At 71.4% G+C, this 21,057-nt stretch carries 22 protein-coding genes; 13 read left to right on the plus strand and 9 right to left on the minus strand.

The features are described 5' to 3' along the window. The first annotated feature begins 49 nt into the window (after nucleotides 1–49). The 4 genes from QSK36_RS03000 to QSK36_RS03015 all read left to right on the plus strand — a co-directional run bounded on the left by QSK36_RS03000 (nucleotide 50) and on the right by QSK36_RS03015 (nucleotide 2,081). The gene (locus tag QSK36_RS03000) at nucleotides 50–766 is read left to right on the plus strand and encodes a ferritin-like domain-containing protein (protein ID WP_285781242.1); all 717 of its coding nucleotides are present in this window, start codon (nucleotides 50–52) and stop codon (nucleotides 764–766) included. 107 nt (nucleotides 767–873) lie between these two features. Beyond that, nucleotides 874–1,239 carry a DUF8711 family protein gene (locus QSK36_RS03005; protein ID WP_139574802.1) on the plus strand — a complete coding sequence of 122 codons (366 nt, stop codon included), beginning with the start codon at nucleotides 874–876 and terminating at the stop codon, nucleotides 1,237–1,239. A gap of 172 nt (nucleotides 1,240–1,411) precedes the next feature. Continuing rightward, the gene (locus QSK36_RS03010; protein ID WP_142562835.1) at nucleotides 1,412–1,747 is read left to right on the plus strand and encodes a YidH family protein; all 336 of its coding nucleotides are present in this window, start codon (nucleotides 1,412–1,414) and stop codon (nucleotides 1,745–1,747) included. A gap of 7 nt (nucleotides 1,748–1,754) precedes the next feature. Beyond that, nucleotides 1,755–2,081 (plus strand): DUF202 domain-containing protein, encoded by a 327-nt coding sequence (locus QSK36_RS03015; RefSeq protein WP_285781243.1) that lies wholly within the window; start codon nucleotides 1,755–1,757, stop codon nucleotides 2,079–2,081. 115 nt (nucleotides 2,082–2,196) lie between these two features. Here the strand turns inward: QSK36_RS03015 and QSK36_RS03020 are convergent, their stop codons facing one another. The 3 genes from QSK36_RS03020 to QSK36_RS03030 all read right to left on the minus strand — a co-directional run bounded on the left by QSK36_RS03020 (nucleotide 2,197) and on the right by QSK36_RS03030 (nucleotide 4,853). Further along, nucleotides 2,197–3,069: a hypothetical protein gene (locus tag QSK36_RS03020; protein WP_285781244.1), complete on the minus strand. Its 873-nt coding sequence runs from the start codon at nucleotides 3,067–3,069 to the stop codon at nucleotides 2,197–2,199. Continuing rightward, nucleotides 3,069–3,632, minus strand: coding sequence for a hypothetical protein (locus QSK36_RS03025; RefSeq protein WP_285781245.1), 564 nt, complete (start codon nucleotides 3,630–3,632; stop codon nucleotides 3,069–3,071). Before QSK36_RS03025 ends, QSK36_RS03020 begins: the two co-directional genes overlap by 1 nt. Nucleotides 3,633–3,740: 108 nt before the next feature. Beyond that, nucleotides 3,741–4,853 carry a ferritin-like domain-containing protein gene (locus QSK36_RS03030; protein ID WP_183536479.1) on the minus strand — a complete coding sequence of 371 codons (1,113 nt, stop codon included), beginning with the start codon at nucleotides 4,851–4,853 and terminating at the stop codon, nucleotides 3,741–3,743. Nucleotides 4,854–4,952: 99 nt separating this feature from the next. Here QSK36_RS03030 and QSK36_RS03035 point away from each other — a divergent pair, with 99 nt between their 5' ends. Continuing rightward, complete coding sequence (locus tag QSK36_RS03035; RefSeq protein ID WP_285781246.1) at nucleotides 4,953–5,645, plus strand: TetR/AcrR family transcriptional regulator; 693 nt, start codon at nucleotides 4,953–4,955, stop codon at nucleotides 5,643–5,645. Between the two features lie 23 nt (nucleotides 5,646–5,668). On the opposite strand, the gene QSK36_RS03040 is transcribed toward QSK36_RS03035, so the two are convergent. Next, nucleotides 5,669–6,172, minus strand: a complete 504-nt coding sequence (locus QSK36_RS03040) for an aggregation-promoting factor C-terminal-like domain-containing protein (protein ID WP_183536481.1) — start codon at nucleotides 6,170–6,172, stop codon at nucleotides 5,669–5,671. A gap of 314 nt (nucleotides 6,173–6,486) precedes the next feature. Here QSK36_RS03040 and QSK36_RS03045 point away from each other — a divergent pair, with 314 nt between their 5' ends. Beyond that, on the plus strand, nucleotides 6,487–6,975 hold the full coding sequence (locus QSK36_RS03045) for a glutathione peroxidase (protein ID WP_183536483.1): 489 nt from the start codon (nucleotides 6,487–6,489) through the stop codon (nucleotides 6,973–6,975). Here QSK36_RS03045 and QSK36_RS03050 read toward each other — a convergent pair. Continuing rightward, nucleotides 6,965–7,969: a LacI family DNA-binding transcriptional regulator gene (locus QSK36_RS03050; RefSeq protein WP_183536485.1), complete on the minus strand. Its 1,005-nt coding sequence runs from the start codon at nucleotides 7,967–7,969 to the stop codon at nucleotides 6,965–6,967. The genes QSK36_RS03045 and QSK36_RS03050 overlap by 11 nt on opposite strands. Nucleotides 7,970–8,095: 126 nt before the next feature. On the opposite strand from QSK36_RS03050, the gene QSK36_RS03055 reads away from it, so the two are divergent. Then, nucleotides 8,096–9,316: an ABC transporter ATP-binding protein gene (locus QSK36_RS03055; RefSeq protein WP_139574818.1), complete on the plus strand. Its 1,221-nt coding sequence runs from the start codon at nucleotides 8,096–8,098 to the stop codon at nucleotides 9,314–9,316. A gap of 6 nt (nucleotides 9,317–9,322) precedes the next feature. Here the strand turns inward: QSK36_RS03055 and QSK36_RS03060 are convergent, their stop codons facing one another. Continuing rightward, nucleotides 9,323–10,357 (minus strand): MraY family glycosyltransferase, encoded by a 1,035-nt coding sequence (locus QSK36_RS03060; RefSeq protein WP_285781247.1) that lies wholly within the window; start codon nucleotides 10,355–10,357, stop codon nucleotides 9,323–9,325. Continuing rightward, nucleotides 10,354–11,523, minus strand: a complete 1,170-nt coding sequence (locus QSK36_RS03065; RefSeq protein WP_183536489.1) for a glycosyltransferase — start codon at nucleotides 11,521–11,523, stop codon at nucleotides 10,354–10,356. Before QSK36_RS03065 ends, QSK36_RS03060 begins: the two co-directional genes overlap by 4 nt. Nucleotides 11,524–11,690: 167 nt before the next feature. On the opposite strand from QSK36_RS03065, the gene QSK36_RS03070 reads away from it, so the two are divergent. Beyond that, nucleotides 11,691–12,914 carry a nucleotide sugar dehydrogenase gene (locus QSK36_RS03070; protein WP_285781248.1) on the plus strand — a complete coding sequence of 408 codons (1,224 nt, stop codon included), beginning with the start codon at nucleotides 11,691–11,693 and terminating at the stop codon, nucleotides 12,912–12,914. A 1-nt stretch (nucleotide 12,915) separates the two neighbouring features. On the opposite strand, the gene QSK36_RS03075 is transcribed toward QSK36_RS03070, so the two are convergent. Next, nucleotides 12,916–13,665, minus strand: a complete 750-nt coding sequence (locus QSK36_RS03075; RefSeq protein ID WP_183536491.1) for an SDR family NAD(P)-dependent oxidoreductase — start codon at nucleotides 13,663–13,665, stop codon at nucleotides 12,916–12,918. Nucleotides 13,666–13,716: 51 nt separating this feature from the next. Then, a complete protein-coding gene (locus QSK36_RS03080) occupies nucleotides 13,717–14,079 on the minus strand; it encodes a carboxymuconolactone decarboxylase family protein (protein ID WP_285781249.1) in 363 nt (120 codons plus the stop codon). 337 nt (nucleotides 14,080–14,416) lie between these two features. Between QSK36_RS03080 and QSK36_RS03085 the strand changes: the two genes are divergently transcribed. The 5 genes from QSK36_RS03085 to QSK36_RS03105 all read left to right on the plus strand — a co-directional run bounded on the left by QSK36_RS03085 (nucleotide 14,417) and on the right by QSK36_RS03105 (nucleotide 21,018). After that, nucleotides 14,417–15,091, plus strand: coding sequence for a hypothetical protein (locus QSK36_RS03085; RefSeq protein WP_285781250.1), 675 nt, complete (start codon nucleotides 14,417–14,419; stop codon nucleotides 15,089–15,091). A gap of 13 nt (nucleotides 15,092–15,104) precedes the next feature. Further along, the gene (locus QSK36_RS03090) at nucleotides 15,105–18,080 is read left to right on the plus strand and encodes an AAA family ATPase (protein ID WP_285781251.1); all 2,976 of its coding nucleotides are present in this window, start codon (nucleotides 15,105–15,107) and stop codon (nucleotides 18,078–18,080) included. Nucleotides 18,081–18,187: 107 nt separating this feature from the next. After that, nucleotides 18,188–18,703 carry a MarR family winged helix-turn-helix transcriptional regulator gene (locus tag QSK36_RS03095; protein WP_285781252.1) on the plus strand — a complete coding sequence of 172 codons (516 nt, stop codon included), beginning with the start codon at nucleotides 18,188–18,190 and terminating at the stop codon, nucleotides 18,701–18,703. Between the two features lie 3 nt (nucleotides 18,704–18,706). Next, nucleotides 18,707–19,957: an epoxide hydrolase family protein gene (locus QSK36_RS03100; protein ID WP_285781253.1), complete on the plus strand. Its 1,251-nt coding sequence runs from the start codon at nucleotides 18,707–18,709 to the stop codon at nucleotides 19,955–19,957. Between the two features lie 269 nt (nucleotides 19,958–20,226). Continuing rightward, nucleotides 20,227–21,018, plus strand: coding sequence for a ThuA domain-containing protein (locus QSK36_RS03105; RefSeq protein WP_183536495.1), 792 nt, complete (start codon nucleotides 20,227–20,229; stop codon nucleotides 21,016–21,018). Nucleotides 21,019–21,057: the final 39 nt, after the last annotated feature.

The raw sequence follows: 21,057 nt of genomic DNA on the forward strand, positions 1-21,057 counted from the left end.
ACAAACTCCCCCTCGGGATCTGCACATCGCTTCCGTAGGTTCGTGGGCCATGACGACGACGGTCGACACGGGCGACTTCACCGCCTGGTTACGCGACTTCGAGGGCGCGGCGCTGCTGCGGCGCACCTGGGGCGACCCCGACTGGAGCGCGGGAGCACGGCTGGAGCCCGCCCTCGTACGGAGCCTCCAGCGGTTCCAGGTGGGGGAGGACGGCGACGGCGGCCGCCTGATGGACAAGGCCCGTCAGGCGGGCGACCCCGTTTACGCGGAGGCGGTCCGCCTGTTCGTGGCCGAGGAGTGCGAGCACGCCCGCCTGCTGGGCCGGCTCCTGGAGGCGGCGGGCGCGGCGACGATCTCCGGACACTGGACCGACGCCGCCTTCGTCCGGCTGCGGCGGCTCCTCGGACTGCGTACGGAGCTGATGGTCCTGATGCTCGCCGAGGTGGTCGCGCTCGGCTACTACCGGGCGGTGCGCGACGGCGTCCGGGACCTGCTCGCCGCGGAGGTCGCGGGCCGGATCCTCGCCGACGAGCTGCGCCATGTGCCCTTCCACCGTGACCGGCTGCGGCGATCCTTCCGGAGGTCCTCCCGGCTGTCGCGGGCGATCGCCTCGGCCCTGTGGTGGTCGCTGCTGGCGGGCGTGCTGGCCGTGGTCTCCCTTGATCACGGCGACGCCCTGCGCCGGGCCGGAGTGTCCAGGACCGCCTTCGCCCGCGAGGTCGCGGGGTATTTCCGCGGCGTCGTCACCGAGGTGATGACGCGGTGATGACGCGGTGATGACGCGGTGATGACGGGGTGAGTGCGGAGGGGCCCGAAGGCCGCCCCGGCTTCGGTTCCGCGGCGGGCGGGCCGCCGTTGGGTAGGGTGATCGGCATGCGACTCCTCCCGTTCGCCGCCGCCTGCGCGGCCGCCGTCCTGCTCGCCTCCGGCTGCGCGAGCGCGGACAAGGCGCAGACGTGCGCCGAGTCGACGCGACTGATCACCCAGACCATCAGCGAAATCGGCAAGGTCGTGGACGACCCCGCCGCCATGCGCAAGAAGATCGAGGACGGCGCCGCCGACCTGGAGGACATGGCGAACAAGGCCGCCGACACCACGCTCAGGGACGCCCTCCAGGGACTCGCCGACAGCCTCAAGAAGCTCGATGTCGACGACGCCAACGCGGCGGTGGACGCGGCGCAGAAGGTCGCCACCGACGGCGCGAGCTACCTGCGCGAGGTCAGCCGGGCCTGCCTCTGACCCGGCCCCCGGCACCGCCCCCTCCGCTCAGGCGCGCAGGGCAACGGCAGGAACGTCTCGGCCGAGGTGCTGGACGCGATCGCCGGCGCCATCCCGGCGCCCGCCCGTGACCGCGAGCGAAAGTAGCAACCCGGCAAATCTAGGGGAAAAGGGGCGGAAATAGCGTTCTCGCATGGAAGAGAACGAACCCGACCCTCGCTTCGTCCTCGCCAACGAGCGCACGTTCCTCACCTGGATCAGCACCTCCCTCGCGCTGAGCGCGGGCGGCATCGCCATCGCGGTCGTTCCCGAGGACGTCTTCGTGCCGTGGGTGCGCACGCTGCTCGCCGTCGTGCTCGTGCTGCTGTCCGCCGTGGCGGCCGGCTCGGCCTATCCCCGCTGGCGGCACATCGACCGGGCGCTCCGGCAGGACCGCGCGCTCCCGCCGCCCGCCCTGGCACCCATGTTCGGGTACGGCGTGGCCGGGGTGGCCGTCCTGGCCCTGCTCCTCATCCTCCTGGCACGGTGAGCGGCGCGTGAGCGGCGAGCCGAGGCCGGGCCTGCACAGCGAGCGGACCCGGATGGCCTGGGTCCGCACGGCCGTGACCATGTCGGGCTCGGCCGTCGGAGCGGCGGGGATCATGGTCCGTCACGACCTGCCCGGCCTCGCCGTCCCCTTCGCGGCGGCCGCGCTGGCCGGGGCGGTCCTGCTGTTGCGCACCGGGAGGCGGCACCGCGCCCTGGAGCGGACGCTCCGGCACGGGCGTCCGCTCGACCACCGGCTGGACGCCCGCATCGCCTGGGCGGGCGCGCTGGCCGTCGTCGCCGCGGCGCTGGTCGCGGTGCTCGTACTGGCCGCGTGAACCCACCGGTCCGGCGGAGCCGGAAGGGACGTCGCTCCCGCGCGGCTCGCTCGCCCCTCCGTGCCGTCACGCGAAATGGCGGGTCACCGAGGGGAATCGTGGCCGGCAGGATCTTTCAGATCGCCGGCACGGCTTCCATGCTGTGCGGGCGCGGGCTGATCTCCAGCCGGACGCCGCCGATGGCCGTCACCGCCGCCTTGTCCGCGTTCTTCCCCGCCCACGTCTCCGCCTGCCCGCGCTGGGTCCGATCGGGAGAAAGCAGAGTGTCCGCCATCATCGAGAAGAGGCTCGTGCACGCCTTCGATCTGACGCCGAGATCGCAGCGGGCTTTCACGGACAGCACCTTGTCCGGCCCGTCGTACCAGATATAGACGGACATATGGAGCCTTGCGGCGTCGCCGGGCCGGCAGATCATCCCCATCTTGGCGCCGGTCAGCGGGTCGGACGCCGCGGACCTCGCGCATCTCCACGAGTTGGCCGCCTGCAGCCAGTTCACCGCGACCATGGTGAGCGTCACCTTGGGCAGGTACCGCTGCTTTCCCGTGGGGAACCTCCCGGGGAAGGAAGGCGCGGGGGCATCCGTCACCGGTTCGGTGGTCGCCAGGCCGACGGCGCCGCCGGCGACCCCGCCCAATGCCAGCGCCGCGATCAACGTACCCGCCGTGACCAGCACGAACATCGCTGTTCCCGCCCGGCGGGGCCGAGGGCCGGCGTCGGAAGGGGCCGGATTGGGAACCCCGGTTCCGGGGGGCGCGTACGGGAGCGTCTGCTGGACGGCGTACGGCTGAGCCGCCTGCGGCCCGGGTGTCTGCGGCCCGGGCGAGGCCGCGGGCGGGTGACCGGTCGCAGGCCAGGGAGGCGGCGGCACGGTGAGGCCCTGCTGGGCGGGTGTTCCGGGAGGCGGCGGCGTCCGCACCGGCTGCCAGGCGGCGCCGTCCCACCAGAACCTGCCGTCGGGAGAGTACGGCCAGCCGGGTGGAGCCGCCATCAATGTCTCCTCTTCATCGTGAGTTCGATGGATCGGGTGTTCGCGTTCCGCTCCAGCGCGTACTCCCAGTCGAGAATGAAGGTCATATCCCCGTCGCCCGCGATCTGCTCGGCCAGCCAGCCGTCGACCTTCTTGACCGTCGAGGGATCGTCACGGTGGGGCAGCATCGCGAACCACGACATGTAGTCCAACCCGGCCGCCGCCGTAGTGCTGTCCGGGTTGATGATCCTGGCCTCGACCTTGCTGATGTATTCGTAGAAGTCCGCCACGTTGACGGCGCGGAAGAGGTCCGCTTCGAACCGGACCTTGCCGATTCTCAGCTCACAGGACCAGAACTGCCTCTTGTCGGCGCAGGTGTGTCCCCGGCCCTGCAGCGCCTCCACCACGGTGCCGATCTCGAGGCCGGGAACGCAGTCGTGGCCGCAGTATTTCGTGTCCTGCCTGCGAACGTCGGAGGCGACGGCGTAAGCGCCGACGCCGGCGAGCAGGAAGACGACCGCGGCGATCGCCACGACCGTGATCCGGCGAGACCCGCGGCCACTCCGCGTCAACTCCACAGTCACGAAGACGGAGTATGGCAAGGATCCCCCATATATGGGGACAAGGATCGCGAATCTCGCCGATTGATTGGCCGGCGTCCACGGTCGTGACGGTCACGATGTGAGCCGCGGTCAGTCGCCCGCGGCGGCGATGGTCCCGGCGACCTCCTCCGCCCGTTCCTCCTCCTCGCGGGCGAAGCGCTCGGCGTCGAGCCGCTCGGCGATCTCCTCGTCCTGCCGCATCAGCGCGTCGAGGCTCTGCCCGGCCATGTCGAGCACGCCCATGTCGGCGTACGCCTTCTGCAGGCGGGGGCTCCACAGGCCGATGTCCTTCACGCAGGGGACGATCCGGCTGAACAGCAGCGAACGGAACAGCCGCAGGTACTCCGACCGGTCCACGCACTCCATGGCCTCGGCGGATTCCTGCCGCGACAGGCCGACGGTCTCCCAGATCTCCTCGCCGCGCAGTCGGTCGCGCATGAGGTAGCACCCCTCGATCACGAAGTCCTCGCGCTCGCGCAACTCGGCGTCGGACAGGTTCCGGTAGTAGTCGCGCAGCGCCATCCGGCCGAACGCCACGTGCCTGGCCTCGTCCTGCATCACGTACGCGAGGATCTGCTTGGGCAGCGGCTTTGTGGTGATGTCGCGCATCACCCCGAACGCGGCCAGGGCCAGGCCCTCGATCAGCACCTGCATGCCGAGGTAGGGCATGTCCCACCGGGAGTCGTTCAGCGTGCTGTCCAGCAGTGCCTTGAGGTGCTCGTTGATGGGGTAGGCGAGCCCGACCTTCTCCTGCAGGAACCGCGCGTACGTCTCGGCGTGCCGCGCCTCGTCCATCGTCTGGGTGGCGGCGTAGAACTTGGAGTCGAGGTCGGGCACCGACTCGACGATCCGGGCCGAGCAGATCATCGCGCCCTGCTCGCCGTGCAGGAACTGGGAGAACTGCCAGGAGGCGTTGTGCCTGCGCACCTCGTCGCGCTGCCGGCGGTCCATGCGGTCCCACAGGGGAGAGCCGTAGATGGCGAGGGTGGTGTCGGGGATGCCGAGCACGTCGTAGGGGTCGACCTCGAGGTCCCAGTCGATCCGCTTGACGGAGTCCCACTGCTTGTCCTTGCCCTTCTGGTAGAGGGCGAGCATGCGATCCCGGCCGTCGTCGTACTCCCAGGTGAACCGGGCCGCTCCGGTCATCTCCACGTCCCACGTGGACAGCTCGGCGGGGATGGTGTAGAGCTCGTGGGTCGACACGGGGGACCTCCCTTGACGTACACCGTACGTATCCCTGCGAGAGTGTCACGTACGCTGTACGTACGTCAATGACGGTGCGCGGCGAGAGAGGATTCGGCCATGCTCAACCGCAACCGCATCGTGACCGCCGCCGTGGAGCTCATCGAGAGAGAGGGCGCCGACGCCGTCTCGATGCGCAGGATCGCCGCGGAACTCGGCGTCGGCGTCATGTCGCTGTACAACCACGTGCCCAGCAAGGCCGCGCTGCTCGACGCCGTCGCCGAGGACGTGCTGTCGCGGATCGGCTTCACCGACGACCCGTCCGCCCACTGGACCGAGCGGGTGCGCATCCAGGCGCGGGCCTTCCGGCGCATCGCCCACCACTATCCCCGTTCCACGATGGTCGTGGTGAGCAGGCAGCTGAGCTCGACCGCGGGCCTCCTCCCGGTGGAGCGCGCCCTGGCGACCCTGCGCGAGGCGGGCTTCGACGGCCGGGAGGCCGTCCGGATGCTGCGCATGTTCATCGCGTACGTCGTCGGCTCGCTGCTGCGGGAGGTGGGGGTGACCCCCACGTTCGCCCCCGTACGGGCCGACGGGGTCATCGCCGAGGTGGACCCCGCGCTGTTCCCCGTGGTGAGCGAGTTGCGGCCGCATCTGGACTCCTGCGACCACGACGAGGAGTTCGAGTTCGGCCTGGAACTGCTGGTCCAGGCGATGGCCGTACGAGCCGCCGCACGGGCGGACGCACAGGCCGGCCGCGGGGCCGGCGCGGCGGGCGGCGAGCGGGCCGGTCATGGAGGCGCCCGGCAGTAGGCCGCCGGGCGCCTCCGCCCGGGTCAGTACCAGTTGTGGGACCGGAAGTGGCCCCAGGCGCCGCACGGCGAACCGTAGCGGCCCTTGATGTACCGCAGCCCCCACCTGATCTGGGTCTGCGGGTTGAACCGCCAGTCGCTGGCGACGTAGCCCATCTTCCGCCCGGGCAGCGCCTGCGGGATGCCGTAGGCGCCCGAGCCCTGGTTGTAGGCCCGGTGGTCCCAGTTGCTCTCCCTGGTCCACAGGCTGTCCAGGCACTGGAACTGCTCGCCCGACCAGGTGTGGCGGGTGACGAGCCGGAAGGCGTACGCCTTGCTGCGGATCTTCGCCGGCGCCTGGCGGTACCGGGGCGGCTGCGCCGCCACCCGCGTCGTCCACACTCCGACGTGGGTGACGGGCCGCACGCTCTCCCCGGTCCGCTCCGCGGCGGCCCACTCGTCGGCCCACGCCACTCCGCTTCCGCCACCGGTGACGGTGGCCGCGATGACGGCGGCGACTGTGTTGCGTAGAACGCTTCTGCTGTCCAAATCGGTCCTTGTCGTCGGGTCGCGTGCGGAAGGCGGGCGCGCGTGGCGCCCGCCGCGCGGCCGCGCGCCCATGGCGTGGGCGCCGCCGTCCGCTCGGCCCGCACCGGATCACCAAGAGCTTCCGGCGGGCACCGCGACGGGTCCTCACGCGGATTGAAATACGGCCGCCCGCCTCCCCGGCGGCATCCGCGGCACGTCGCGGACGGTTCTTTGCCGATCCGCCCCCCAACGCCGACCGTTCCCGGAGGCGCGGCTTACCGTGCACGGCGCGCCCTGCGGCGAGAACGGACGGGACGCTCGTTTAGGGTGCGGACATGAGCGTTCTCGATATTCCGGTGACCACGATCGACGGCGAGGGCACGACCCTCGGCGACCTGCTCGGCGGCGGGGCCGCCCTGGTGGTCAACGTGGCGTCCAGGTGCGGGCTGACCCCGCAGTACGAGGGCCTGGTCGCGCTCCAGCGGGCGTACGCCGGCCGGGGGTTCACCGTCGTCGGCGTGCCCTGCAACCAGTTCATGGGCCAGGAGCCCGGCTCGGCGGAGGAGATCAAGGAGTTCTGCTCCACGACCTACGGCGTGGACTTCCCGTTGCTGGAGAAGATTGAGGTCAACGGCCCGGGGCGGCATCCTCTCTATGCCGGGCTGACCGAGACCCCCGACGCGGAGGGCGAGGCGGGCGACATCCAGTGGAACTTCGAGAAGTTCCTGGTCGCCGCCGACGGCCAGGTGGTCGCCCGGTTCCGCCCCCGCGTCGTCCCCGAGGCCCCGGAGATCGCCGAGGCGATCGAGAAGGTCATCGCCTAGGGACCGAGACCTTGGGCCCGCAGCTCGCCCGTACGACGAGCTGGGTGGGCAGCGTGACGGTCGGAGGACGCCTGCCCTGCCGCAGCACCAGCTCGGCGGCGCGGTAGCCGATGTCCTGGGCCGGCTGGGCGATCACGGTCAGCGGCGGGGAGCACAGCTCGGCCCAGGGCACGTCGTCGAACATGATGAGCGACACGTCCCTGGGGATGCGCACGTCCAGCTCGCGGGCGGCCAGCACGGCCGCCTCGCCGAGCACGTTGCCGCCCGCGATCACCGCGGTGACGTCCGGCCGGTGCTGCAGCAGGCCCGCGGCCGCGGCGTAGGCGGAGTCGCGGCTCGACCGGGCGTGCACGACCAGATCCCGGTCGGCGGGCAGGCCCAGCGAGGCGATCGCGGCGCCGAACGCGGCGACCCGCTGCGACTGTCCGTGCCGGCCGAGATAGGCGATCTTGCGGTGGCCCAGCCCGGCCAGGTACTCGACGGCCGTCAGCACCCCCGCCCGGTCGTCGGGCACCACACTGGGCACGTCCGCGCGCACCCGCCGGTCGGCGAACACCACGTTCAGCCCCGCGCGCAGCGCGGGAGCCCACATCTCGCCGTCCCCGGACGGCACCGCGATCAGCCGGTCCATGCTCTGCTCGATGAGCGTGCCGATCAGCTCGGCCTCCCGCTCGGGGTCGTCGCCGGTGACCCCCACCGTGACGGGCTCGCCGTACGAGCGCGCGCACGACAGCACGCCGTCGGTCAGCCGCGCGTAGAAGCTGTCGGTGATGTCGGGGACCAGCAGGCCGATGCCGCCCGTCCGCTGGCGCCTCAGGTTGCGTCCCAGCGCGCTCGGCCGGTAGTCGAGCCGCGCCGCCGCGGCGAGCACCTTCTCGCGGGTCCCGGCGCTCGCCGAGCCGCCCGACAGGACCCGGGACACGGTGGCCACCCCGACCCCGGCCGCCTCCGCCACTTCCTTGATCGTTATCCGCCGCTGCACTGGACCGCTCATGGAAACGATTCCATCATGATTCCATGGCTTGTGTCACCGAAATCTTGACAATAGGCGGTATTTCAGGGGACAGTCTTGAAAACGTATCCACTTCTTCTTGTTGTCTCGGAAGCGCGAAGGACTGGCATGGCTTCTATCGTTCTGAACAACGTCGACAAGATCTACGCGGGTGGTGTGAAGGCCGTGAACGGCCTCAACCTGGAGATCAAGGACGGCGAGTTCATGGTGCTGGTCGGCCCGTCGGGCTGTGGCAAGTCCACCGCCCTGCGGATGATCGCCGGCCTGGAGGACATCAGCGGCGGCGAGATCGTCATCGGCGACCGTGTCGTGAACCACCTTCCTCCGAAGGACCGCGACATCGCCATGGTCTTCCAGAACTACGCGCTGTACCCGCACATGACGGTCGAGGAGAACCTCGCCTTCGGCCTCAAGCTGCGCAAGATGTCGAAGACCGAGATCCAGAAGCGGGTCAACGACGCCGCGCGCATGCTCGGCCTGGAGCAGTACCTCAAGCGCAAGCCGGCCGCCCTGTCCGGTGGTCAGCGCCAGCGTGTCGCCATGGGCCGCGCCATCGTCCGCGAGCCCCAGGCCTTCCTCATGGACGAGCCGCTGTCCAACCTGGACGCCAAGCTCCGTGTCTCCATGCGCGCCTCGCTGAACCAGCTCCACGAGCGCCTCGGCGTCACGACCGTGTACGTCACCCACGACCAGGTCGAGGCCATGACCCTCGGCGACCGTGTCTGCGTCCTGCGCGACGGCGTCCTCCAGCAGGTGGACACCCCGCAGAACCTGTTCGACAACCCGGTCAACCTGTTCGTCGCCGGCTTCATGGGCTCCCCGGCCATGAACTTCACCTACGCCGAGCTGATCCGCGACAACGGCGGCGCGGCCGTGGCCTTCGCCGGCTACCGCCTCCCCGTCCCCGACTCGACCTTCGCCGAGAAGCCGGGCCTCGACCGCTACATCGGCCGTAAGATCATCCTCGGCATCCGGCCCTCCGACTTCGAGGACGCCGGTTCGGCCAGCGGCAACGGCGCCGGGTGGGTGCGCATCCCGGTCCGCGCCAACGTCACCGAGGAGCTGGGCTCGGAGATCAACGTCCTGTTCACGATCGACGCCCCGCCGGTCGAGCACAAGGACACCGTGGCCGCCGCCCACGACGGCGACGACGAGGAGACGACGCTCCCGCTGACCGGCGACAAGTCGCTGTGGACCGCGCGTGTCAACGCCCGCAGCCACGTCCGTCCCGGCCAGGAGATCGAGCTGGTCGTCGACACGCACAACCTGCACTTCTTCGACGTCGACTCGGGCCTGTCCATCGGCCACGAGGCCAACATCGGCCGCTGACCCGGGTCACCCCCGCCGTACTACGGGCGGCGGGGGGTTTCCGGCGGAGCGCGGGCGCGGCACGCGCCCGCGCTGCCGGTCGTCACCGGCCGGCATCCACAAGGACGTCCACGCCCGCCGCGGGCGCGCGTAGATGAAGTCGTGCCGGAGGCGCGCACAGCAGAGCAGCGCGGTGGCGGTCGCGGCGGTGACCGTTGCCGCGGCGCTCGCGGGCACCCAGCCGAGCGCGACCGCGAGCCCGGCCGTCCCGGTGCCGGCCGAAACACCGCACAGCGCGGGCGCCGCCTTCCGCGCCGGTCCCGCCGGCCCGCCCGTCCGCCGCGGACGGCGGACGGCGTACGCCCCGGCCCCCACGATCGCGGCCAGCGCCGGCAGCAGCAGCCCGGCCGCGACCACGGCAGTGCCGCGTCCGGCCGTCAGCCCGGCGGCCGTGCAGGTCAGGACGAAGCCGGTGAACAGCGAGGCGGACGGCCCGAGCCTGACCCTGCCCCGCGCCCTGCCGTACGGGAGGGCGCCGAGGCACGCCCCCGCCAGGGCCGCCGCGAGCGCCGCGAGGGACGGGTCGCCCAGCACGAGCGCCGTCCCGGCGAGGAACGCACCGGTGACGGCGGCGACCGCGGCCAGCGCGCCGCCGAGCCGGTCGAGCAGCCCGTACGCGTTGGTCATCGCGACGATCCACATCACGCTGACCGGGCCGTCCAGCCAGTCGCCCGTCAGCGTCACCTGCACGCCGCACAGCACGACCCCGCCCGCCGCCACCGACTCCACGATGAGCCGCGTGACGAGCGGCAGCGCGCCCACGTCCGCGATGAGCCCGAGCAGCGCCACCGCGGCGGCGGCCAGCAGGACCGCGCTCACCCGCCGGTCGAGCGGGCCCACGGCCGTCATCGTGCCCGTCACCGCGGCGCCCGCCGTGGCCGCCGCCAGCGTCACCCCGCCCAGATAGGGGACCGCACGCCGCACCGGCCGCAGGCCCGCGGCGGCGAGCAGGCAGGCGACCGCTCCCGCGAGCGCGGGCGCCAGCGCCGGGAGGGGCGTCATCGGCTGCCCACCTCCGACCGCGTCGCGCCGCGCAGCGCCCGGTAGAGGGCCTCGGTGTCGGCCACCAGCCGGTCCACGCAGAACGCCCGCCCGGTCCACGCGCGGGCCGACTCGCCCATCCGCCGCGCCAGGCCGGGGTCCACCAGCAGCCGTACGACGTGGTCGGCCATCTCGTCCGGGTCCGGCTCGGTCAGGAACCCCGTGCGGCGGTCCATGACGACCTCGGGAACGCTGCCGACGCGCGTGGCCACCACCGGCAGGCCCGCCATGCCGGCCTCCACGAGCGCCAGCGGCGTGCCCTCGCTGTCGGAGGTGAGCAGCACGACGTCGGCCGCGGCGTACACGGTCTCGACGTCGCGCCGCCAGCCGAGCAGCCGGAAGGATTCCCACATCGGCATGACGGCCCGCTCCACCTCCTCCTTCAGCTCGCCGCTGCCGCAGACGAGGAACCGGGCACCGGGCAGCCGGGCCAGGACCGCCCTCGCGACCTCCGCGAGCCGGTCGGGCCGTTTGGCCTTCTTCAGCCGGCCGACGTACGCCACGACCGGCGCGTCCAGTGGGACGCCCAGCGCCGCGCGGGCCCGGGCACGCTCGGGCAGCGGGGCGAGCCCGGCGCCGGGCGGGATGACGACGTACTGCTCGGGCCGGCCGATCCCGGCCGCGAGGAGGTCGTCGCGCAGTCGGGCGCCGACCGTGACGAGGCGGTCGGTCATCCTCGCCAGCCGGCGCTCGGTGCGGACGTAGACGGCCCGCCGCAGGCGGGAGAGCTGTCCGTCGAGGAGGTGGCCGTGGTAGCTGTGCACCCGGGCCGCCCCGACGCCCGACAGCCGCACCGCGAGGCGGCCGAGCGCGCCCGCCTTGGTGGTCCTGGTGTGCACGATGTGCGGCCTGAACTCGCGCATCGCGTTCGTCAGCCGGAACAGGGCCCGGTAGTCGTCGGCCGGCTTGATCGCACGGCCGAGGCCCGGCACCCGGTGGACCGGGATCGTCACGTCGCGAAGCTGCAGGTGGTCGCCCTCGCCGCCGTCGACGTATCCGGTGTACAGGCGGTGGTCGAACTCCTCCGGGCTGAGCCGCTCGCACAACCCGGTGACCTGGGTGGCGGGACCGCTCACGTTCATCCGGGCGATTATCTCCATGACACGAATCCGGTCGTCCGGTTTCATGCTGGCTCCTCCCTGATCATGTCGGAGAAGCTAGTCCGCGGTCCCACCGCCGACGGGGTGCCCGGACGCCGCCGGAAGAGACTTTTCCCTATCCGTACCCAAGCCTTACAGCCGTCCCGTCCGCCAATCCCGGGGGCGGCGGCGGGGTCGCTCCTACAGTTCGTAGCGTGGCGGAGAAGCTGGTGGTCGTGGGCCAGGGCCCGGCCGGGCTGCCCCTGGCGATGCGCGCCGTGGAGGCGGGATTCCGCGTCGTCGGCCTCGACGAGGACGAGTGGCGGGTCAAGCGGCTGAACGCGGGGGAGCCGTGCGCCGAGGGCGTCGGCGCCGCCGCGCTGGCCGCCGCGCACGCCTCCGGCCGGTACGCGGCGAGCGCCGACGCGGCCGACGCCTCCGGGTTCGACGTCTGCGTGCTCACCTCGCCCGTGCGAATGCGGAACGGCGCGCCCGACCTCGGCCCGCTCGGCTCGGCCGCCGGACGGATCGCTCCGTTCCTGCGGCCGGGGGCGACCGTGGTGCTGGAGGGCACCGCCTATCCCGGCACCACGGAGGAGTTCGTACGGCCGCTGCTCGAACAGGGGTCGGGCCTGCGCGCGGGGGACGACTTCCACCTCGGCCACAGCCCGCACCGGGCCGAGCCGGGCAATCCGCGCTGGCGGCTCGGCAACACGCCCAAGGTCGTCTCGGGCGTCGACGCGGCCTCGCTGCGGGCGGTGACGGACTTCTACGGCAGGCTGGTGCGGGAGACCGTACCGGTCTCCTCGCCCCGGGTGTCGGAGCTGTGCGCGCTGCTGGAAAGCGCCCGCGCACACGTCGGCGCGGCCCTGGCGAACGAGCTGTCGATCTTCGCCGCGCACCTCGGCGTCGACGTGTGGGAGGCGGTCGAGGCCGCCGCCTCCACGCCCTTCGGGCACGCCGCCGTGGCGCCCTGCCCCGGGCTCGAGGACTCCTGCCTGCCGCTCGACGTGGCGTACCTGCCGTGGGGGATCCGGCGCGGCGTCGGGCGGGGATTCCGGCTGGTCGAGGCGGCCAACGACGTCAACGCGCACATGCCCGCCCAAGTGGTCGACCGGCTCGGCCTCGCGCTGAACCGGAGGTGCCGCTCGATCAGGGGCAGCAGGATCCTGCTGCTCGGGCTGTCGCCTGTCGAGGTCGCCAAGACGCTGTGCCGGCTCGGCGCCCGGGTGCGGGCCGCGGATCCGCATGCCGACGATTTCGTCGTGCCGGCCGGGGTCGAGGTGGTCGAGCCGGACGCCGCGGAGATGGCCAGGGCCGACGCGGTCGTCGTGCTCGGCGGGCAGGACTGTTACGACTACGACCTGGTCCAGCGGGCGAGCCGGTTCGTCTTCGACACCCGGGGCCGCTGCCGCGGCCCGAACGTCGAGCGCCTGTGAGTCAGCGGTAGCGCAGCCTCGCCATGCGGCCGACCAGGTTGAGCGGCAGGAGCCTGGCGAGCGCCGCGACCGCCTTGTAACGGGCCGACGGGACGCTCACCCAGGCCCCGCGGGCCAGGTCGCGCATCGCGTCGGCGGCGACGCGGTCGGCCGACAGCCACGCGAAGCGCGGCAGGCCCGACATGTCGAGCTTGGCCCGGTCGTGGAACTCGGTCCGCACGAACCCCGGGCACAGCGCCATCACCCGCACGCCGTGCCGGTTGACCATGTTGGCCGCCGAGGCGCTGTAGTTCACCACCCACGACTTCGTGGCGCTGTAGGTGCCGCCGGGGAGGAACGCCGCGACCGAGGCCACGTTGATCACCCCGCCCCGCCTCTTGGAGATCATGTACGGCAGGGCCGCCCGGGTCAGCCGCAGCACCGCCTCGCAGTGCAGCCGCAGCATCCGGACCTCGTCCTCCACGGGGGTGTCGAGGAAGCCCCCGGGGTGCCCGAATCCGGCGTTGTTGACCAGCAGGTCGATGCCGGAGCGCAGCCGCTCCTCGGCCGCCGCCAACCCCTCCTCGGTGGTCAGGTCGGCGTGCAGCGGCTCGACCCGCACGCCGTACCGCTTGTGCAGGGCCTCGGCGGAGGCGGCGAGCCGCTCCTCGTCGCGGGCCACCAGGACCAGGGAGAATCCGTCGGCGGCCAGGCGGCGCGCGAAGGCGGCGCCGATCCCGGCGGTCGCGCCGGTGATGAGTGCGGTGGGCATGACGGCAGCGTACCCACCGCACGGGTCCACCCGTCCGGCCCGTAGCGGCGGTCACATCCCTGCGGCGCGGCTGATCAGCTCCTCCACCTTCGCGCTGAGCCGGGCGGCACGGGGCCACCCGGCGTACAGGGTGAGGAACACGACCGTCTCGCGCAGTTCGGCCGGGGTCAGCTCGCCCGAGCGCAGGGCGGTGTCGAGGTGCAGTTCAAGCATGTCGTCCATGTCCTGGCCGACGAGCAGGCCGAGCAGCAGCAACCGCCGTTCCCTGACCGTGAGGACCTGCCGGGACCACACCTCGGAGAACATGCGCTCCGCCGTCACCCCGAAGAAGCCGTCCGGCCCCTCGCCGGTGCCGTCTTCTTCGTAGACCTGCTTCATGTACGCCAGCCCTCCCACGGTGATTCCTGACGGCATGCATCAAGTTGTCGTGTTCGAGGCAGTCAGGCGTTACATGATCTGCTCATCCGACACCGGCCGATCTCACCGCGCGGGTCTTCCCCTGCTTTCGCCGGTCGTCCATTGGGTATCGCCATCAGAGGGCCACGGGGGGCGGATGCCGGTGCCGGCCGGGCATTGCGAGCAGCCTCCGTATAACAGGAACAACCAAGATCCGAGAAAGATTTGGTCTAGTTTTCCGGCCCATCGCAGATTTACCGTTGAGAGATAGTTGGAAAACGGGCACTACTACCTCGTAGACCCGCAAAGCGGAGGTTGGGCCCTGGTGGAAAGACCGCGGGTAAGGACCGGGGTGGTGGGAACGGTCGTGGGGGCGGCGGTGGCCGCCTCTGTGCTGTCCGGCTGTGCCGGCGCCGAATACACCTACGTACGCGACGATTCGGGCGGCACCTACTTCAAGGTCCCCGCGTCGTGGCGGCAGATCGACCAGAAGACACTCGACAAGGAGGTCTTCGGCGACGACACGGAGTCGGCCAGCGCCCAGCTCGCGAAGCAGGCGCTGTGGACGGCGGCGTTCGACGCTTATGACGAGCCATCCCTCATGCACCTGGTTCAGGGTTCGGCCGGCGCCGAGGACAAGCCGTTTGTGTTCGCGAAGGTGCAGAAGCTCAGCGAGGACGACCAGAACGCGGTGTCGCTCGACGCTCTGCGCCTGTCTCAACCGATTCCGGTGCCGGTGACGAAAGAGCAGCAGCAGGCGATCGAGGCGAGCGGCTTTTCGGGCTTCGAGTTGCTGGCCGACGAGGTGCTGCCCGTCACGGACGGCGTCCGGGGCGTCCACAGCGTCTACAACTACCGGGTGGGAAACGGGCCGGTGCAGACGTTCGACAAGACGGCCTATCTGTCGGCCGACGGGACGACGGTCTCCACCCTCCTGATCCGCTGCTCGCCCGCGTGCTACAGGAAGCGGGCCACGGAGATCGCCGCCGTCGTCAAGTCCTTCAAGGTCAAGCACCTCATCAACCCGTGAAGGAGCCCCTCATATGAGCACGGCCCTCCCACCGAAGCACCACGAGGGGCTTCGCGAGCCGGGGTCGGGTCCGGTGGACCGCGACCCCCGCACCAGGAAACGCCTGCCGCTGTGGGACCGGACCAAGTTCCTGATCCTGCTCGCCGTCGCGTTCGGCGTGCTGCTCTGGAACCAGATCGCGACGTACGAGGGCATCATCTCCCTCCACGACGCCTTGGTGATGACCGTCCGGGACGCGTCCTGGGTGCTCTGGCTTGCGGGCATCGAGGTGGTCCGGCAGATCCACTTCCTCATCAGCGAGCGCTCGGCCGGCTACCACCGGTTCTGGACGCAGAAGGTCTTCGGCGGCTGGAACCGCTGGACCCACCGCAGGTTCAACGACTGGAACCGCTACCGCATCGCGCGGGCCGTCAAGTGGGTCGTCTGGATCGCGGTCATCGCGCTGGTGCTGGGCAAGGTGCAGCAGGTCTCGCCGCTCGAAGCGCTGTACAGCGTGCCGGCCACCGTGTGGGGCTTCCTCCCCATGGTCCTGCAGCTCGTGCTGATCATGGTGGTCGCGGTCGGGCAGTTCGTGGCGATCTTCTGGTTCCTGTCGCGGGGCGGCGTCGACGTCTACTACCCCGACGACATCAAGACGCGCTTCTCCGACGTCTGGGGCCAGGACCACGTGGTCGAGCGGGTCAAGGAGAACATCGTCTTCCTGGAGAAGCCGGACGAGATCGAGGCCAGGGGCGGTTACGTGCCCAGCGGCATCCTGCTGTGGGGCCCGCCCGGCACCGGCAAAACGCTGATGGCCGAGGCCGTCGCGGGCTCCACCGGCAAGCCGTACGTGTTCGTCGACCCGGGCGCGTTCATCAACATGTTCTTCGGCGTCGGCGTCCTGAAGGTCAAGTCGCTGTTCCGCAAGCTGCGCAAGCTGGCCCTGCGGTACGGCGGCGTCATCGTCTTCTTCGACGAGGCCGACTCGCTCGGCAGCCGCGGCGCCCTCGCGCAGGGCGGACCCGGCGGCTGGGGCAGGTCGGTGCCGGCGCCGTTCGAGGACTCCGGTTGCAACGGCTTCGCCTACCTCGACCCGCACACCCGCACCGTGCTCGGCCGTCACGCCGCCGGTCCGGCCGCCGAGGCCGCGCGCCCGCGGATGCCGCGCACCGGCGCCTTCGTCAACCGCGTGGTGTACGGCGCGGGCATGGGCGGCGGCGGTGGCGGCATGGGGACACTGGAGGCGCTGCTCACCGAGATCTCCGGCCTGAAGAAGCCGCGCGGCTTCGTCAACCGCTACGTGCGCAGGCTGCTCGGCATGCGGCCCAAGCCGCCGCCGAAGTACCGCATCCTCATCATGATGGCCACCAACCTGCCCGAGGCCCTCGACGATGCGCTGCTGCGGCCCGGCCGCATCGACCGCATCTACAAGGTCGGCTATCCCTCGAAGGCGGGCCGGATCCGCACGTACAAGGGCTACTTCGACAAGGTCAGCCACCAGCTCACCGACGAGCAGATCGACAAGCTGGCCACGATCACTCCGTACGCCACCGGTGCGACGATCAAGGACCTGGTCAACGAGTCGCTGATCACCGCGATCCGGGACGGCCGCGAGACCATCACCTGGTCGGACGTCATGCGGGCCAAGCGGCTCAAGCAGCTCGGGCCGCCCGAGGACGTCGAGTACATCGAGCGTGAGCGGCACGCGGTCGCGGTGCACGAGGCGTGCCACGCGGTCGCCGCCTACCGCACCCGTCACCACCTGGAGATCGACCTGGCGACGATCGAGAAGGGCGCCGACTACCTCGGCATGGTGGCCAGCATCAAGCCGGAGGACCAGTTCACTCGGTGGAAGTCGGAGTACGAGGCCGACATCATGGTGTCCCTCGCCTCGCTGGCGGGGGAGCGGATGTTCTTCGGCGAGGACAACTCCTCGGGCGTCTCCGGCGACCTGCAGAGCGCGACCGCGATCACCGGGCTGATGGAGGCCCACTGGGGCATGGGCATCGGGGTGGCCTCGCTGCCGGCGCTGCAGGAGCTCGGCCTGCGCGAGGGCAAGGCGGCCCAGCCGCAGCCCGGGGGCGGCGGCACCGGCTTCACCGGCACTCCGGCGGGCGGGCGCGACGAGATGGTGCCCGACATGCTCCCCGAGCGCATCGAGTTCAACCTCAGCCGGCTGCTGGAGAAGACGGCCGAGCTGCTGCGTGAGAACCGCCGCGAGGTGCTGTCGGTCGCGCACGCGCTGGAACAGCACAAGACGCTCAACGGCGACGACGTGGTCGCGGTCATCGAGGGCAGGATGGGCCCGCTGATCGACGGCAGCGCCTACACCTCCGACGAGTTCTACGAGGAGATCGAGGCATACCACACGGCCGCGGCGGCGGCCCACAAGGCGCACAGCGAGGTCCCCGTCGAGCTTCCGCTGCCCCGGACGCGGGTGATCGAGGCGTCGGTCGTGGCGGCGTCCTCGGGCGGCGCCGCGCCTGTGCTGGTCGCCCCGCCGCCGAACGGCCTGGCGGGCGGCAACGGGCACGCCCCGGCGGTGCAGCCCGGCGTGGCGCAGCCGGACTTCGTGCCCTGGAACGGCACGCAGCCACCGGTCTCCCCGGCCCCGCTGCTCGGGGGGTCGCCCGGCGCGCCGTCCCGCACGTCGTACGGCGCGTTGTGGGCGGTTGTCGGCGTCGTCGTGGCGGTGGTGCTGCTCACGCTGCTGGGGGTGCTGCTCTTCGCCTCGCCGCGGGGCGCGGCCGGCGCCGGGGCCGCCGCCGCCGCCGTCGTCGGGGGCGTGCCCGCCGGCACGGCCGTGCTGCTGGCCGTCGCGCTGGTCGCGGTGATCGGCGGAATCGCGGTCGCGGCCCTGCTGGTCCGGTCCCATCAGAAGGGGCGGCGGCGGGCCGAGGAGGCCAGAGACCGGGCGGCCGAACGGGCGCAGTTGCTCGCGGCGGCCATGGACCCCGAGGTCGCGATGCGGCTGCTCGGCTACGACGGCAGGCGAGGCCCGGAGACCTGAGGCGTCCTGCGATCCGATTCCCGGCGGGCGTGGCCCGCCGGGGATCGGCGTTTTCCGGGCACTATTCGCTTCAGTAACTTAATTAAGTTTCTGATACAGTTCGGCGCGTGCCTGAGTTCGCCGAGCTGAGCATCGCCGGTCTGACCCGCGTGCTCGAAGACTTCACCCGCATGCACATCCGGCTGCCCGCGGAGCGGCGGCTGAGCTTCACGACCCTGTCCGTCCTCCACACGCTGGCGGGCGACGGTCCCAAGCGGCTCACCGAACTCGCCGGCAGCGAACAGGTCACGCAGTCGGCGATCACCCAGATGGTGACCAAGCTGGAGCGTGAGGGCCTGGTGGAGCGTCACCCCGATCCGTCGGACGGCCGGGCGGTCCTCGTCCGCGTCACGGCCGCGGGCGCCGCGATCGTGGACGGACGGCGCGCCGAGCGCATGGCCCGGCTCTCCGAGCTCGCCGACCGGCTCACGGAGGCGGAGCGGGCGGCCGTCGCGGCGGCGCTGCCCGCGCTGGCCCGCATGGTCGAACTGCACTCCACCGCGATCGGGGACCCACCGATCGAACGGGAAGCCTGTGCGGGCGACTCCGGCACGGACACGCCGCGTGACAGTGCGAGGAGATGAACGATGCACCCCACGACCACCCCGTCCGCCGAGGCCCGGCCGTTCCCGCTGGAGCCCGCGCCGATCCACGTGCCCGACGAGGTGCTCGCCGACCTGCGGCGGCGCCTGGAACTGACCCGCCTGCCGGACGACGCGGGCAACGACGACTGGCGCTACGGCGTGAGCGCCGCCTACCTGCGGGAGCTCGTCGACTACTGGCGCGACGGCTACGACTGGCGGGCGGCCGAGGCCGCGATCAACGCCTACGAGCACTACCGCGTCGAGATCGAGGGCGTGCCGGTCCACTTCATGCGCAGGCCCGGCGCCGGTCCCGCCCCCACACCGCTGATCCTCACCCACGGCTGGCCCTGGACGTTCTGGCACTGGTCCAAGGTCGTCGATCCGCTGGCCGACCCCGGCGCGTACGGCGGCGACCCCGCCGAGGCGTTCGACGTGATCGTGCCCTCGTTCCCCGGCTTCGGGTTCTCCACCCCGCTGCCGGGCCACCTCGGCATGAACTTCTGGAAGGTCGCCGACCTCTGGCACACGCTGATGACCGAAACGCTCGGCTACGAGAGGTACGGCGCGGCGGGCTGCGACGTCGGAGCCATGGTGACCGGACAGCTCGGCCACAAGTACGCCGGCGAGCTGCACGCCATCCACATCGGGTCGGGCCAGAAGCTCACGTTGTTCAACGGCGACCGGGGCTGGGATCTCAGCGGCGGCAAGCCCATCCCTGACGGCCTGCCCGCCGACGTCCACGCCCAGGTCGTCGCGTGGGAGAGGCGGTTCGCCGTCCACCTCGCCGCGCATGTGCTCGCCCCGAGCACGCTCGCCCACGGGTTGTCCGACTCGCCCGCTGGGATGCTCGCCTGGATACTGGAGCGCTGGGCGAACTGGAGCGACAACGGCGGCGACGTCGAGACCGTCTTCACCAAGGACGACCTGCTCACCCACGCCATGATCTTCTGGGTGACCAACTCGATCGGCACGTCGATACGGACCTACGCCAACAACAACCGCTACCCCTGGACCCCGTCCCACGAGCGGCAGCCGGCCGTCGAGGCCCCCACCGGCATCACCTTCGTCGGCTACGAGAATCCGCCCGGCGTGAGCACGGACCAGCGGGTGCGGCACTTCCTCGACGGCGACCGCGCCGGCTGGTACAACCTCGTCAACCTCAACGCCCACGACCGCGGCGGCCACTTCATCCCCTGGGAGATTCCCGGCGAGTGGGTGGACGACCTGCGGCGCACCTTCCGGGGCCGGCGCTGACCCGTCCTTCCGGCCGCGGCGAGGACCTGGGCGAACGGCCTGTCCGGCAGTAATTCTGGCTCGGTCACGACTTTGTCCTACCTCAAACGAAAGTCGTTGAAACTTGGACGTAACTTCTTCCCACTCGTGACCAAAGAGGATAACTTGGCGCCCACTTGAGGCCGTCGCCACCTTCCGGCGCACGACCCCGCCTTCGTCACCGGACCCGTGACCCACCCCTGAGGGTGGGCCACGCCGTCCAGGGCGCACGAGATGGAGGACTGTCACCCATGTCACGCAAGCGACTACTCGCTCTGGCGGCGCTGTCCGCGATCGTCGCGCCGGCGTTCGCCGGCGTCAGCGCGCACGCGGCCGCCGCGGACGACTCCGCGTTCCGCGTGCTGGTCTTCTCCAAGACCACCGCCTTCCGCCACGACTCGATCCCCGCCGGTGTCGCGGCGATCCAGAAGCTCGGTCAGGAGAACGGCTTCGCGGTGGACGTGACGGAGGACGCCACCCAGTTCACCGACGCGAACCTGGCCAAGTATCAGACCGTCGTCTTCATGTCCACGACCGGCGACCCGCTGGGCCAGCCCGAGCAGAAGGCGGCGTTCGAGCGCTACATCGAGAACGGCGGAGGATTCGCCGGCGTGCACGCCGCCGGGGACTCGGGCTACACCTGGGCCTGGTACGGCGGCCTCGTCGGCGCCTACTTCCGCAACCACCCGGCACAGCAGTACGCCACGGTGAAGATCGTCGGCCAGGGCGCGGCGTCCAACCGCGGGCTGCCGAACCGCTGGAACCGCTGGGACGAGTGGTACAACTACCGCACCAACCCGCGCGACGCCGGGGTGCGCGTGCTCGCCGCCCTCGACGAGACGTCCTACAACCCCGGCTCCGGCGCCATGGGCGACCACCCGATCGCCTGGTGCCACAACTACGACGGCGGGCGCGCCTGGTACACGGGCATGGGCCACACCAAGGAGGCATACAGCGACCCGCTGTTCCTGAAGCACCTGCTCGGCGGCATCCAGATGACCGCCGGAGCGGCGAGCTTCCCCTGCGACCCCCACGACGACTGAGCACGCGCGGGGATCGTTCCACCGCGTGACGGGCACGCC

The organism is Microbispora sp. NBRC 16548 (assembly GCF_030268985.1).
GTDB lineage: Bacteria > Actinomycetota > Actinomycetes > Streptosporangiales > Streptosporangiaceae > Microbispora > Microbispora catharanthi.

Coding starts and splice junctions, on each gene's coding strand:
- QSK36_RS03000 (WP_285781242.1), top strand. CDS start 50: ATGACGACGACGGTCGACACGGGCGACTTCACCGCCTGGTTACGCGAC.
- QSK36_RS03005 (WP_139574802.1), top strand. CDS start 874: ATGCGACTCCTCCCGTTCGCCGCCGCCTGCGCGGCCGCCGTCCTGCTC.
- QSK36_RS03010 (WP_142562835.1), top strand. CDS start 1,412: ATGGAAGAGAACGAACCCGACCCTCGCTTCGTCCTCGCCAACGAGCGC.
- QSK36_RS03020 (WP_285781244.1), bottom strand. CDS start 3,069: ATGGCGGCTCCACCCGGCTGGCCGTACTCTCCCGACGGCAGGTTCTGG.
- QSK36_RS03035 (WP_285781246.1), top strand. CDS start 4,953: ATGCTCAACCGCAACCGCATCGTGACCGCCGCCGTGGAGCTCATCGAG.
- QSK36_RS03045 (WP_183536483.1), top strand. CDS start 6,487: ATGAGCGTTCTCGATATTCCGGTGACCACGATCGACGGCGAGGGCACG.
- QSK36_RS03050 (WP_183536485.1), bottom strand. CDS start 7,969: ATGAGCGGTCCAGTGCAGCGGCGGATAACGATCAAGGAAGTGGCGGAG.
- QSK36_RS03055 (WP_139574818.1), top strand. CDS start 8,096: ATGGCTTCTATCGTTCTGAACAACGTCGACAAGATCTACGCGGGTGGT.
- QSK36_RS03060 (WP_285781247.1), bottom strand. CDS start 10,357: ATGACGCCCCTCCCGGCGCTGGCGCCCGCGCTCGCGGGAGCGGTCGCC.
- QSK36_RS03065 (WP_183536489.1), bottom strand. CDS start 11,523: ATGAAACCGGACGACCGGATTCGTGTCATGGAGATAATCGCCCGGATG.
- QSK36_RS03075 (WP_183536491.1), bottom strand. CDS start 13,665: ATGCCCACCGCACTCATCACCGGCGCGACCGCCGGGATCGGCGCCGCC.
- QSK36_RS03080 (WP_285781249.1), bottom strand. CDS start 14,079: ATGCCGTCAGGAATCACCGTGGGAGGGCTGGCGTACATGAAGCAGGTC.
- QSK36_RS03090 (WP_285781251.1), top strand. CDS start 15,105: ATGAGCACGGCCCTCCCACCGAAGCACCACGAGGGGCTTCGCGAGCCG.
- QSK36_RS03100 (WP_285781253.1), top strand. CDS start 18,707: ATGCACCCCACGACCACCCCGTCCGCCGAGGCCCGGCCGTTCCCGCTG.
- QSK36_RS03105 (WP_183536495.1), top strand. CDS start 20,227: ATGTCACGCAAGCGACTACTCGCTCTGGCGGCGCTGTCCGCGATCGTC.